The organism is Streptomyces sp. CB01881, assembly GCF_002953255.1.
Lineage (GTDB): Bacteria > Actinomycetota > Actinomycetes > Streptomycetales > Streptomycetaceae > Kitasatospora.
Window position 1 is genome coordinate 10599292 of the sequence record NZ_CP026498.1, and the last position, 13262, is coordinate 10612553.

Here is a 13262-nt window from a genome sequence, read left to right on the forward strand (position 1 = left end):
AGGAGCAGAGGCGAGCAGCCGGGCTGGACGGTGATGTCCGTCGCCGAGGCGCTGGAGCGGCCCGAGCTGCTCGGCGTCCGGCCCGCCGAGCAGCGGCCGGGCCTGCCCGCCCTCACCCCCTACCTCCGGCGCGAGTTGGACGAAGCCGGCCGGGAGCTGGCCGAGCTGGCCGTGGACGGCGAGACCACGGCCGGGCTCTTCACCGGTGGCCCGGCGGTCGGCAAGACCCGGGCCTGCTTCGAGGCGCTGCGCGGGCTGCCCCCCGACTGGACGGTCCGGCGGGCGGAGAGCCTGCTCGGACCGGGGCGCCGGGCCGGTGAGGTGGGGCCGCGCACGGTCATCTGGCTGGACCGGGCCGATGACGTGCTGACCTCCCTCGGGCAGCGCGACGGCCTCGCCGAGTTGCTGGCCGAGCTGCTGGACCGGGCCGGGCGGCCGACCCTCCTCCTGGGCACGCTCCGCTCCGGATCCCTGAGCGGTCCCCTCATCGGGAGGGCCGTGGAGCACGGGGCGTCGGAGCACGTGCACATCATCGAGGTGCCCGAGCGGTTCACCCCGCAGGAGGCCGAGCAGGCAGTACACGGCGACGTCAGACTCGCCGAGGCCGTCCGGGTCGCGGCCGGCAACCGCGTCGTCCAACTCCTCGCCGTCGCAGCAGGGTTGCGACGTCGTCTGGCCGAGGCGCCGGAGACGGTGCACGCCGTGCTGGCCGCGGCGGTCGACGCACTGGCCCTGGGGCACCGGCCGGCCCTGGCCGGCGCGCTGCTGGAGACGGCTGCGCCCGGATACCTGACGTCGGAGCAGTGGTTCCGCCGGCCGCCGGGCTGGCTCACCCTCGCGCTGGCGTACGCGACGGCGCGGGACGACGGCGGTGCCGCGCTGCTCGCCCGGTCCCGGGGGGAGTCGGACGGCGCGCCCGCTGCGGCGTCCTACACCCTGCACCCGCTCGTCGAGACCTGGCTGCGCGGTGTGCCGGGTGCCGAGGTACGTCATGAGCTCCGGCGGGGCCTGCTCGATCACGGGCACCGCGGAGACCTGCGACGAATGGCCCAGGTCGCCCGTGACCGGGGCGGGTTGGCGCTGGCGCAGGAGCTGGAGGCCCTGGCGGAGAGGCACTTCCGGGTGTGGCCGATGGGGTGGAACACGGACGACCTCCGGGCCGAGCTCGACCTCCGGCCGTACTTCTACCTCAGCCACTTCGATGCGCCCCGAAGCGGGCGGGGCGCCGACGACATCTGGGTACGCAGGCTCTTCCAGGACCTCAACGAGGCGATCCTGGAGATCACCGATGTCCCCCGGGGAGTCCCGGTCGGCTTCATGGACGACGGCCTGGACGAGGGACCGGTCTCCGACGAGCGGGTCGCGCTGGCGCTGGCGTCCTGCCGGGTCTTCGTCCCCCTGTACACCAGGCGGTACTTCCAGAGCCAACGGTGCGGCCGCGAGTGGGAGGCCTTCACCCGACGGCCGGTTTCCCCACAGAGTCCGGGCGCGGGGTTCAGCACGGGCATCGTGCCGGTGAAGTGGATCCCGATGGAGCGCTACCGCCCGCCCGAGGCGGCCGCCCGGCTCCAGGCCGACACCGCCGACTTCGGCCCGGACTACGACACCGAGGGGCTGCTGACGCTGATGAAGCTCAGCTACCACCGGCCCGCCTACGAGCTGGCCGTGCACCGGCTGGCCCGGCGGATCGTGGCGGTGGCGGACGGGACGGACATCTCGGTCGGGCAGCCGTTGGACCTCGGCGCCCTGCCCAGCGCGTTCGAGCAGCCCCGGGCAGGGGACGCCCCGCCCGACAGGTCCGGGCAGCCGGAACCGGCGGGGGACCTGCGGGTGCTGGTGTACTCCTACCGGCGGGACGAACTGCCGGCCGGCCGCAGTCCCGCCAGCTACGGTCCGGCCCGCACCGACTGGAACCCCTACCCGGGCGAACTGGCCGGGCCGCTGGCGGAGCACGCGGCCGAGCTCGCCCGACGGGAGGGGTTCCGGCCCACGGTGCACGACTTCGACACGGAGTCCGAACGGATCCTCGTGCAGCAGGAGCAGCCCGCCCCGGCCGTGCTCCTGCTGGACCGCTGGGTGCTGCTGGACACGCGGCGGCAGGGGCGGCTGATGCGGGTGGCCGAGCGCAACTCCGGGTGGATGAGCGTCCTGGAGCCGTGGAGCAGCAGCGACGAGGAGGAAGCCCGCCTCGGCGCGCTGCATGGGTCCGCCGCGGCGCTGCTGGACGGCCAGTCGTGGGCCCAGCAGAAGCGCTTCGCCTCGGCGCCCCTCGCCGACCTGGAGGCGTTCGAGGACGCCCTGCCCGACGCCGTGCGGAGGGCCGCCCGCGTCTTCGACGAGCAGAAGGGCCGGGTGCGCAGGACCTTCCGGGACGAGTAGCCGCCCCCTCCGGCGGCGCCGCACCCGCGACGGCACGACGGGTACGGGCCCGGCGGAACCGCCTCCGGGTGCGGTGGCCGTCAGCGACGGGTGCTGCCGGGCGCGGCCGAGGCGACCCCGGTCGTGCGGACCGTCTCGAAGACCTGCTGCACGAGCTGCACGGTCTCCGGGGCAGGCCGGTTCATACAGCCGATCAGCTCGACCGTAGCCACCCTGTTGGCCACGAGGACGATCCGGTGGCCCACCAGTTCGCGCGTACCGCCGCGCAGGCCGCACGTCTTGTCGACCTCGGTTTCGACCTCGGCCATCCCGCCGGACGGCTTCCCGGCGGCGTCCAGGTTGTCGACCAGGGTGAGGGTGACCAGCGCACCGCCCTCGGTGATCCGGCCGAGAGGTCCGCAGCCGGCCTGCTGGGGCGGGCAGGGCGCCTTGGTGCCGAACGGCTCGCTCGCCACGTAGCCGGTGGAGGCGAGTGGTTCGGCGGCCGGGACGACCGCGCTCGACCAGCCGGCCGGCAGGTCGACGATCACGCCGCCGATGTCCGGGAACCACAGCGGCCGCCCGCCGGGGGGCAAGGACGTGCTCGGCGAAGCACTCGGAAGGACGGTCGGCCCGGGGCTCGGGGCGTCCGTGGCGAGGGTCGGCGCAGTCGCCGACGGCGCCCCGGCCAACGGCGGCGTACCGGTCGCGGGGTGCAGGGCATCGGCCGGGTGGCCGGGGGCGAGCGCCGGGGCGGCGGCCAGGGCGGCGGCGACCAGACCGGTGGTCAGGCCGGCCGCCAGCGCGGCGGTCCGCCGCCGCCGACGGGTCCGGTCGGCGCGCTCGCGGATCCGGTCCATCCGGTCGGTGGGCGCCGTGAGGTGCGGGGCGGCGCGTTGGAGGAGAACACGCAGCTCGTGCTCCTCCTCGGAGTCGACCGGGCGTTCACCCAGGCCGTGGCCGGACACGTCACCGCGGCCGCCGGTGTCAGACCAGCTCACGGCGTGCCCCCTCCAGTAGCAGCTCCCGGGCGGGCAGCTTGCCGCGCAGTGCCAGCAGTGCCCGGTGCGTCTGGCTCTTGACCGTGCCCGTGCTGCAGCCCAGGGCCTCGGCCGTCTCCTCGACGCTGAGGTCCTCGAAGTAGCGCAGCACCACGACCGCCCGTTGACGCGGCGGCAGCGTCCGGACGGCGGCCGCCACCACCTGGCCGAGCACCACGTCCTCGAACGGGTCCGCGTCCGTCGGCGGCTCCGGCAGCTCGCCGTGCGGCAGCTCCCCGTGCCAGCGGCGGCGCCACCAGGAGACGTGCGCGTTCACCAGCACACGCCGGACGTACGCCTCCGGGTGCTCGATGGAGATCTTCTCCCACTTCGGCCAGACCTTGGCGAGTGCCGTCTGCAAGAGGTCCTCCGCCAGGTGCGGGTCGCCGGTCAGCAACCACGCGACCCGCAGCAGACGCGGGCTGCGGGCGGCGACGAACTCCTCGAAGTCCGGTGTCGCGTCCCTCATCATCCTGCCCCCGCCATGGTGTTCCCATCGGTGTTCCTGTTGTTCCCGCCGCGTCCGCCGGACCGTCCGGCCGTTGCGGCCGCGTCCTCGGTGTCGTCCGTGTTCGTCTCACGGCAGCTGAACGCGGTGGGAGCCTGGACAGGTTGCCTGGTGACGGCGGTTTTCTCGGGACATTCTCCGGGGCGCCACCGGGGGCCGACGGGGGAGCCGGCCGGGCCACGGACCGGGTGCGGGCCGGGCGGCGGATCGCGGTGCGGATCGGGGCACGGGCCGGGGCTGTGCCCGCAGGCGTTGGACGGCCCGCGAGCCGGCCGGAACTCGGCCGGGCGGCGGGCGGGCCGTGGCACCACGATGCGTCCGCGGGCCCCCACGGTCCAGGGGCGCGCGGCAGGCGCCCGAGCGCACCGGACCGGCGCACCGGCCGTACGCCCGAAGCGCGCGGCGCCCACGGGATGTGGCGCCCAACGCGCGCTGCATCACAGGACGCGGCACCCGCGGTCCGTGCAGGCGGCCGGGGTCCGGTCAGAGCGTCCCGGAACCGCGCGGCGCGGCGGCCGGCCCGCGGCCGGCCGGTCCGTTTCCGGTGGTGGGGGCGGCGGGAGGGGTGACCGTCCAGTCCGGGTGGCCCGGCATGGGCGGGGTGCGCTCGCCGTACAGCCAGTCGGTGAGGAGGCCGGTGACGTCCTGGCCGGAGACCTCCGAGGCGGTGCGGATGTAGTCCGCAGTGGTGGCCGTGCCGTACCGGTACCGCTGGAGGAAGGCCCGTTCGATCCGGTCGAAGGCGCCCACCCCGACCCGCTCGCGCAACGCGAACAGCACCAGGGCGCCGCCCGTGTACCGCTGGCTGTCGAAGAGGGCCGCCGCCGTCGGCGCGGCCACCGGCCCGGAGTCGTGCCGCCACTGGTCGCCCATGGCGTAGACGTCGCGCATCCGGTCGGTGAGGGAGGTGAAGCCCGCCGAGTCGGGCCAGCCGCGGTCGTAGCGGTACATCAGGCCGTAGAGGTCGGCATGCCCCTCGTTCAGCCAGAGGTCGGCCCAGGTGCGCGGCGAGACGCTGTTCCCGAACCACGAGTGCACCAGCTCGTGCATCATGTGCGAGCCGATCTGCGGTTCCGGCTGGAGCAGGAAGCCCGGCTTGTAGAGCGTCAGGGTCTGCGTCTCCAGGCCGGTGAATTCGAAGGCGGCCGGGTCGTCGGTGTTGACGGGCAGCAGCCCGTACGTCTCGAACGGGAACGGGCCGAGGTGCTGCTCGGCCCACTCCAGCTGACCGGGGGTGAGCGCGAGCGCGGGCTCCAGGGCGGCGGCGCGGGCGGCGGGGACGACGTCGCGCAGCGGGAGCCCGCCCGGGCCGGTCCGTTCGCGCACGGTGTAGTCGCCGACGGAGACCTGCACCAGCTCCGTCGCCATCGGCTCGCGCGACTCGTACCGCCGCCTGGTGAGCCCGCGTTCCGGATGGTCGGTCGCGGTGAGGCGGCCGTTCGCCACGCCGAGCAGGCCGTCCGGCGCGGTGACGTCGATGGTGAACCGGGCCTTGTCGCCCGGGTGGTCGTTGCACGGGAACACGGTGTGCGCGTGGTCGGGCTGGCCGGCCACCGCGAAGCCGTCGGGCGTCGGCACCCAGCCGCTGTGCGGCGGCCTCGCCCGCGGAGCGGCCGTGTACGCGACCTCGATCCGCAGCACGGCACCCCGGCGCACGGCCCGTGCCGGGACGACCGTCAGCTTCTCGTCGTGCGCCCGGTACCGCGCCGGCCGCCCGTCGACCCGGACGCCGTGCACGTCCAGGCCGAGGGCGTCCAGCTCCAGCCCCGGCAGCGCGGTGAGCGCGCGGGCGGTCAGCACGGCGGTGGCGTCGACACTCCGGCTCTCCGGCCGATTGCCGTCCGGCCGGTAGCGGAAGCCGAGGTCGTAGGCGAGCACGTCGTAGCCGGCGTTGCCGAGTGCGGGGAAGACCGGGTCGCCGACGCCGCCCGCACCCGTGGCGTCGTACGGAGCGCCGGACGGGAGGGCGGACGGCGCGGCAGCCGCGGGTACGGCGGTCCCGAGGAGCAGCGCGGCGAGGGCGGCCGCGACGGCAAGGCCGGGACGGGGCCCGAACAGGGTGATCACCGCTTTCACGTCGTCCTCCGAGTGGTCCTTCGTCTGGTCCTTCGCATGGTCTGTCGCGGGGCCCGTGCTGCTGTTCTCATCTCCCCGAGGTCTCCCCGAGGTCTCCCCGCGCCGGTCGGGTCCGCGCAGGGTCCGTGTCCTTCCGTGACGTCGCGTGTACGGATCGTAGCGGAGGGGTCCGACAGTCCGGGCGGCCCGCGCGACACGCGGCATCCCCCGGACGGACGCGTGCGGTGGCCGGGCGGGCGCGGAGTGTCATAACGTTCGAAGTGCTCCGCCCCCTGACGGACGGAGCCACGGCCGTCGGAGAACCTGGCCAGGTCCGACGGCCGTCCTTTATGTCCGCGCCCTGGCCGGTACCCGGAAGCCCGGACGGGGCGCGGGCAGGCGGGTCCGCCGGGCGGCACGGGTGCCGGGTGCCGGACGGCCGCCTCGGCCGTTGCCCTGAGCCGTTGCCCTGAGCCGTGGCCCTCGGCCGTGACCCTCAGCCGTCGCCCTGGGCCTCGACGAGGACCTCACCGGCCGCGGTCCGGTAGTAGAGGACCGAGCGTCCGGCCCGGCGCCGTTGGACCAGGCGGGCGTCGAGCAGCACCTTCAGGTGGCGGCCGACCGATCCGAGCCCCTGCCCGGTGAGGGCCACCAGGTGCGTCGTGCTCTTCGGCCGGTCGAGGAGCACGAGGACGGTCGCCCGCGCGGGCCCGAGCAGTGCGCGCAGGGCTTCGGGGGCGGCGGGTGCCCGGCCGGTGTCCGCCAGGACGCCCGAACACGGGTAGACCACGGCGTACCGGCCGGACTCCCAGCAGACCCAGCTCTGCCGGGGAGTGACGGGCACGAACATCAGCTGCGCCCCGGCGATCTCCTGCGGGGGGTGGTCGTGGGATCTGCAGGCGGCTCTGCCCGAGCCAGCGCATTCCGGCGCGCATGCCGTCCAGCGCGCCGGCCCAGCCGTCCTGACCGAGTCGGGCCGTCCGCGCGACGACGTCCGCCTCGATGATGCGCCGCCGCCTCGGCCAGTCGGGTGCCACCGTCCGTGTCCAGACCCACTCCAGGAGGCCGGCGGCGAGCGCCGGGAGGTCGGGCCGGTCCAGCCGGTCGGGGAGCGGTCCGCCCAGTGCCACCTCCAGGTCGGTGCGGGCGGTCCCGGGCGGGGTCCGCCGTATCCGCAGCAGCTCCTCCTCGAAGGTCCGCTCGCCCGCGCCCGTCGGTGTGGGCGTGAGGAAGGTCGCGTTCCAGGCGGGCCTCAGGGCGGCGTGGAGGAGCAGCGAGGTGACCGGGTCCTCGGCCTTCCGCTCCCGGTAGGCCGGCCGGTGGGCGTCCAGCCAGACGCGCTCGCCCGGGTGGGCTGCGGTTCCCCGTTCCAGGAGCTTCAGGCCCGCGACGGCCTCGGCCAGGGGCGAGACGACGAAACGGCTCTCCGCCAGCGTGTCCGCGTTCACCTGCCACCAGCTCATGTTTCGCCTCCCCGCGAAACAGTAACGGCTCGCCACGGGGGCCCCGAGACTCCGGTCATGCGCACCTACCGGGACCTCTTCCGCACCCAGGAGTTCACTCCGCTCCTCCTGGCCTCCGCCGCCCAGGTGGCGGCCCAGACGGTGAGCGGGCTCGCCCTGGGCACGCTGGTCTTCGCCGCGACGGGCTCGCCCCTGCTCTCCGCCCTCGCCATGTTCGGCCCCTCCCTCGCCCAGGTGGTCGGGGCGACGACGCTGCTGGCGGCGGCCGACCGGCTGCCGCCGCGCACCGCGCTGACCGGCCTCTCCCTGTTGTTCGCCCTCGGCACCGCCGTCCAGGCCGTCCCCGGCCTGACCGTGCCGGCGGTCCTCGCCGTCGTCCTCGTCCTCGGCGCGGTCTCCGCGCTGGGCGGCGGAGTGCGGTACGGGCTGCTCAACGAACTCCTCGCCGAGGACGGGTACCTGCTGGGCCGCTCCGTGTTCAACATGTCCACCGGAGCGGTGCAGATCGGTGGCTTCGGGGTCGGTGGCGCCCTGGTGACCGCGCTGTCGCCGCGCGGCACGCTGCTCGCCGGCGCCGCGCTGTACCTCGCGGCGGCCGTGGTGGCCCGGTTCAGGCTCGGCCGCCGTCCGCCGCGGGCCGCCGGGCGGCCGTCGGTCCGGGAGACCTGGCGGAACAACGCCCTGTTGTGGTCGTCGAAGCCCCGCCGCCGGGTCTATCTCGCACTCTGGGTGCCGAACGGCCTGATCGTCGGCTGTGAGTCCCTCTACATCCCGTACGCGCCCCGGCACGCCGGATTCCTCTTCGCCTGCGGCGCCGTCGGCATGCTGGTGGGGGACCTGCTGGCCGGACGGTTCGTCCCCCGGCGGTTGCGCGAACGCCTCGCCGTCCCGCTCTGCCTCCTGCTGGCCGCCCCCTACCTGGTCTTCGCCGTCCACCCGCCGTTGCCGCTCGCAGCGGCGGCGGTCGTGCTCGCCACCGTCGGCTACTCGGCGGGCCTGCTGCTCCAGGAGCGCCTGATGGCCCTGACCCCGGACGCGCTCGGCGGACACGCCCTCGGGCTGCACTCCTCGGGGATGCTGGCCGTGCAGGGTGCGGGCGCCGCCCTGGCCGGCGGCGTCGCCCAGTGCACCTCGCCGTCGGCGGGGATGGCCGTGATGGCGGCGGCCTCCCTGGGCGTCACCCTGCTACTGGCGCCCGGTCTCCGAGCCGACGGCGGACCGCCCGCGGCCGGTGCGCCGGGTCACGCGCATCTCCCGGTGGACGTCCACGGGACGGGGCTGGAGACCGGTGGGCCCGCGTGTTGAGGCGTCAGGTGTCCGCAGCCGGCGCGGGGCGGGCGGTGGCCGCAGGCGGCCGGCCGGTCGGCCCGCTCAACGCGCGGCGTGCTCTGGGGTGTTGACGTCCTTTCCATACCAGACCTGGGCGTACGGGCCGCTGCTGTAGGCCGGTATCTCGCGGTAGCCGTGGCGGGCGTAGAGCGCGCGCGCCTCGACCAGGTCGAGCCGGGTGTCGAGGACGATCCGCTCGGCGCCGAGGGAGCGGGCCGCCTCGTCCACGGCGGCCAGCAGGCGGCCGCCGCCGCCGGTGCCGCGTACGGCGTGCCGGACGAACACCCTGGTCAGCTCGACGGTGCGGTCGTCGAGGATCCGCAGCCCCGCGCAGGACTGCGCCTCGCCGCCGTACCGGCCGAGCAGGAAGACGCCGGTCGGCCCGGCGAGGTCGTCGCTGGGCGAGTCGGCCAGGCCGGTCTCGATCTCCTCGTCCGTCCCGTCCCGCCCCAGGTGCAGCCGGTAGTACCGGTTGGCGACGTCGGTGTAGTACTCGCGCAGCAACACCTGCGCCTCTGTGGAGCCGACACCGGCCCGGGAGACGGTCCAGGAATCGGTCGTGTGCGGCGTGCTGGCTGTCATGCGCGCATTATCGGCACCCGGATCCCGCCGGCACCAGTGATTTTCGGCCGCCGGGCTCGCGGCGCCCGCGCCGCCCTGTCGATGGCGAGGGGCCGGGGAGGTGGGCCGGGCGGGTGACGGGGGGATTGGCGGCCGGGTGTGTCGGGGGAGCAGTGCTCCATGGACACACCATCGGATTGTCGTATTAATGGGGGCCTGAGGGGAAGTCAGCGGAGCGACCGCCGGGCCGGGAGCGGTCTCGTGGCGGCGGTCTGCCTGGCCGCGGCGGTCGCCGGCTGTGCCGCGCAGGGCAGGACGGGCGGCCCGTCCTCGGGAGCCGGCGTCAGCGCCGCGCCGGCCGGTGCGGACGGCCGGTCGCAGAAGCAGCAGGGCGGTCCGCCTTCGGAGGCCGGCGCTGCCGCCGACCGCGGCGGGCCCAGGCCGCCGGCCGTGCCGCTGGCCCTGCCGGGGCTGGCCCGCGCCGAGGAGGAGAGCAGCGGAGAGGCGGTGGCCCGGCAGGAGGCGGCCGTGCGCGCGGGGCTGGAGACCGCGCACCGGTGGGGGCTGGAGCAGCTGCCGCCGCGGGCGCCCCAGCGGCCCCTGGTGAAGCCGGAGCTGAGGCCGGCGCAGGGGGTGAAGCTCCAGGAGGGGCTGCCCCCGGTGGTGTACCGCGTCCCGACCGACGAGAAGATCGTCTTCCTGACCGTCGACGACGGGGCCGAGAAGGACCCGGACTTCTCCCGGATGGCGGACGAGCTCGGGGTTCCGCTCAGCACCTTCGTCGCCGACTACCTGGCCCGCTCGGACTACGGCTACTTCCGCGGGCTCGCCGCCCAGGGCGACGCGGTGAACAACCACACCATCAACCACCGCAACCTGAAGGTGCTGGACTATGCCACGCAGCGCGACGAGATCTGCCGCCAGCAGGACCAGCTGGAACAGCAGATCGGCGCCCGCCCCCGGCTGTTCCGGCCCCCCTACGGCGAGTACAACGACGACACCCTGCGGGCCGCCGCCTCCTGCGGGATCGAGGCGGTGCCGCTCTGGAACGAGGAGGCGTTCCCCGACCGCGTCGAGTACCGGTACGACGACCAGCGGCTGCACCCCGGCGACATCATCCTCACCCACTTCCGGGGCACCGACCTGTGGAAGGGCACCATGCCCGACCTGCTCCGCAAGGTCGTGAACGAGGTCACCGCACAGGGCTTCACCCTCGCCCGCCTGGACGACTACCTGTAGCGGCGGCCGCCGGCCGGGACGGCCGCCTCCGCCGGGACCGGGCGGTCCTCAGCCCAGGGTGAGCGCGTCGAGGTACACCCAGGCGCCCTCGTGGCGGACGAACCGGCTGTGCTCGGTCAGGACGCCCTCCTCCCGGCCCTCGGTGTAGTGGGCGCGGAAGGCGACCGTGCCCTCGGCGTGGAACCGCCCGCCGTCCGTGGTGGAGAGCACCTCCAGGCGGACCCAGCGCAGCCCCGGGTCGAAGTCGACCGTGGCGGGCCGGGTGTCGGGGTGCCAGCTGCGCAGCAGGTAGGCCTCGTCGTGGGCGGCGAAGGCGCTGAAGCGCGAGCGCATCAGCGCCTCGGCGGTCGGCGCTGCGGCCTGGCCGCGGTGGTAGCGGCCGCAGCAGTCGCCGTAGGAGGCGGACAGGCCGCACGGGCAGGGCGAGGAGGGCAGCAGCCGGGGTGCGGCGGCGCGGGGCGCAGGTCGGCGTCGGGACATGGCGTCCATTCTGGCCCCTCGCGGGAGTGCCGCGCTCCGGGGCCGGGGAGTGCGCCTCGGGGCCCCGGTGCGGACCCACCCGTGGTCGCGTGGTCGCGGGGGCCGGGGCACGGGCTCCGGCACCGGCCGGCCCCACCGCGACGGCGGGAGTGGCAAAGGCGCGGCAAAGGCAGCGGCAAGGGTGGCGTGCCGGCGACGACGCAGGGTAAAGGGAATGCCAAGCGATCGCGGCGGGCGGGGCGCAGGGGTGCGCACCCGGAGCGGTCCGTGGCTGGAATGAAGGTAGCGCCAATGCGTTCCGATGTCACCAGTGCTGACAGTCCGTGAAAGATGGCCAACGAACCGTCACCCAGGCGTACCGCTCAGCGCAGAGAAAGAGGTGATCTTTCCGGCATATCGAACGAGTGTGGGAAATGTGCTGGCCATCCGAAGATCCTTACCCCACCATCTCCGAGGGCACACCGCCCATTTCTCGCCGACCACAAGTCGGCGCAGGGCCATCCCTCAGGAGAGTTGATGAGTTCGACGGGACTTCCTCCGTTCGACCCGATCGCATCGCCGGCCGATCTGCTCGGCGCCCAGGTCAGACGGACGCCCGAGGCCGTCGCCGTGATCGACGGTGAGCGGCGCCTGACCTACCGGGAACTGGACTCCGCGGTCGACGCGTTGGCCGGCCGGCTGGCCGGCGCCGGGGTGCGCGCCGAGACGCTGGTGGGGGTCTGCCTCCCGCGATCGGCGGACCTCGTGGTCACCCTGCTGGCGGTACTGCGCGCAGGAGGCGCGTACGTGCCGCTGGACCCGGCGTACCCGCAGGACCGGCTGGAGCTGGTGATCGGCGACGCGCAGGCGCCCGTCGTGGTCACCGACCGGGCGCACGAGCACCTGCTGGCCGGCGCCGGCGCCACCCTGCTGCACACCGACGGCGACAGCCCCGCCGCACCGCTCGCCCCGGCCGCCCACACGGCCGACGCGCTCGCCTACGTGCTCTACACCTCCGGCTCCACCGGCCGTCCCAAGGGCGTCGCCGTGACCTGCGGCGGCGTCAACGCCATGCTCCGCTGGGCCGCCGGGACCTACAGCGCCGCCGACGTGGCCGGCGTGCTGTTCGGCACCTCGGTCTGCTTCGACATCTCGGTGTACGAGCTGTTCTTCCCGCTCGCCGTCGGCGGCGCGGTCGTGGTGGCCGAGAACGTCCTTGCGCTGCCCGAGCTGCCCGCCCGCGACGCCGTGACCCTGGTCAACACCGTGCCCAGCGCGATGGCGGCACTGCTGCGCGGTGCCGGCCTCCCCGGCGGCGGGGGCCTGCCGGGCGGCGTACGCGTGGTCAACCTCGCGGGCGAGGCGCTCCCGCGCCACCTGGCCGACCAGGTCTACGCCCAGCCGCAGGTCGAGCGCCTGTACAACCTGTACGGGCCGACCGAGGACACCGTCTACTCCACCTGGTCGCTGGTCGGCCGCGACGAGCGCGGCGAACCCGTGATCGGCCGCCCGCTGACCGGCACCACCGGCCACGTCCTCGACGAGCGGCAGAGCGCCGTGCCGGACGGCGGCATCGGCGAGCTGTACCTCGCCGGCGAGGGCCTGGCCCGCGGCTACCACGGCCGCCCGGACCTCACCACGGAGCGGTTCGTCACCGTCGGCGGCGAGCGCTGCTACCGCACCGGGGACCTCGTCCGCCGTCTGCCGGACGGGAACCTGGAGTACCACGGCCGGGTCGACCACCAGGTGAAGGTACGCGGGTTCCGGGTCGAGCTGGGCGAGATCGAGGCGGTGCTCGCCGCCCACCCCGCCGTCGAGGCCGCCGCCGCCGTCGTCCAGCAGGACGAGGCCGGCGACTACCTGGCCGCCTTCGTCCAGCCCGGGCCTGGCGCCGCCGAGCCGACCGCCGCCGAACTGCGCGCCCACTGCGCCGCCGCGCTGCCCGGCTACATGGTGCCGCTGGCCGTCGGCGTCCTGGCCCGGCTGCCGCTCACGCCCAACGGCAAGACCGACCGCAAGGCGCTGCCGCCGGTCGCCCGCAGCCGGGGAGGCGCGGAGCTGTTCGTCGCGCCGCGCACCCCCGTCGAGACCCGGATCGCCGAGCTGTGGCGCGGACTGCTGGGCGTCCCCGAGGTCGGCGTGCACGACGTCTTCCTCGACCTCGGCGGTCACTCGCTGCTGGCCGCCGGCCTGCTCGCCCGGATCGAGCGGGAGTACGGCACCCGTGTCCCGCTCGATCCGGGCGAGCAG

General features: G+C 75.0%; 9 protein-coding genes and 1 pseudogene. 4 read left to right on the forward strand and 6 right to left on the reverse strand.

What is annotated here, in order from left to right; genetic code table 11:
• A partial coding sequence (locus tag C2142_RS35660) for a TIR-like protein FxsC (RefSeq protein ID WP_206671093.1) occupies positions 1-2379 on the forward strand: 2379 nt, incomplete at its 5' end.
• 80 nt (positions 2380-2459) lie between these two features.
• On the opposite strand, the gene C2142_RS35665 is transcribed toward C2142_RS35660, so the two are convergent.
• The 4 genes and pseudogenes from C2142_RS35665 to C2142_RS35680 all read right to left on the reverse strand — a co-directional run bounded on the left by C2142_RS35665 (position 2460) and on the right by C2142_RS35680 (position 7424).
• Complete coding sequence (locus tag C2142_RS35665) at positions 2460-3359, reverse strand: hypothetical protein (protein ID WP_148646972.1); 900 nt, start codon at positions 3357-3359, stop codon at positions 2460-2462.
• Positions 3346-3867: a SigE family RNA polymerase sigma factor gene (locus C2142_RS35670; protein ID WP_148647231.1), complete on the reverse strand. Its 522-nt coding sequence runs from the start codon at positions 3865-3867 to the stop codon at positions 3346-3348. The genes C2142_RS35665 and C2142_RS35670 overlap by 14 nt, the downstream gene beginning before the upstream one ends.
• Before the next feature lie 522 nt (positions 3868-4389).
• Positions 4390-5973, reverse strand: a complete 1584-nt coding sequence (locus C2142_RS35675; RefSeq protein ID WP_241003334.1) for a M1 family metallopeptidase — start codon at positions 5971-5973, stop codon at positions 4390-4392.
• A 484-nt stretch (positions 5974-6457) separates the two neighbouring features.
• Positions 6458-7424 (reverse strand): annotated as a pseudogene (locus tag C2142_RS35680) (winged helix-turn-helix domain-containing protein).
• Positions 7425-7481: 57 nt separating this feature from the next.
• On the opposite strand from C2142_RS35680, the gene C2142_RS35685 reads away from it, so the two are divergent.
• Entirely contained in the window at positions 7482-8729 is a 1248-nt protein-coding gene (locus C2142_RS35685; RefSeq protein ID WP_241002984.1) for an MFS transporter, read from the forward strand.
• A 66-nt stretch (positions 8730-8795) separates the two neighbouring features.
• Here C2142_RS35685 and C2142_RS35690 read toward each other — a convergent pair whose 3' ends face one another.
• Positions 8796-9335, reverse strand: coding sequence for a GNAT family N-acetyltransferase (locus tag C2142_RS35690; protein WP_148646974.1), 540 nt, complete (start codon positions 9333-9335; stop codon positions 8796-8798).
• A 240-nt stretch (positions 9336-9575) separates the two neighbouring features.
• On the opposite strand from C2142_RS35690, the gene C2142_RS35695 reads away from it, so the two are divergent.
• Positions 9576-10553, forward strand: coding sequence for a polysaccharide deacetylase family protein (locus tag C2142_RS35695; protein ID WP_241002985.1), 978 nt, complete (start codon positions 9576-9578; stop codon positions 10551-10553).
• Positions 10554-10601: 48 nt separating this feature from the next.
• Here the strand turns inward: C2142_RS35695 and C2142_RS35700 are convergent, their stop codons facing one another.
• Positions 10602-11033: a YchJ family metal-binding protein gene (locus C2142_RS35700; protein ID WP_148646976.1), complete on the reverse strand. Its 432-nt coding sequence runs from the start codon at positions 11031-11033 to the stop codon at positions 10602-10604.
• Between the two features lie 516 nt (positions 11034-11549).
• Between C2142_RS35700 and C2142_RS35705 the strand changes: the two genes are divergently transcribed.
• Positions 11550-13262: non-ribosomal peptide synthetase (locus C2142_RS35705; RefSeq protein ID WP_162002639.1), on the forward strand; the 1713-nt coding region annotated here is incomplete at its 3' end.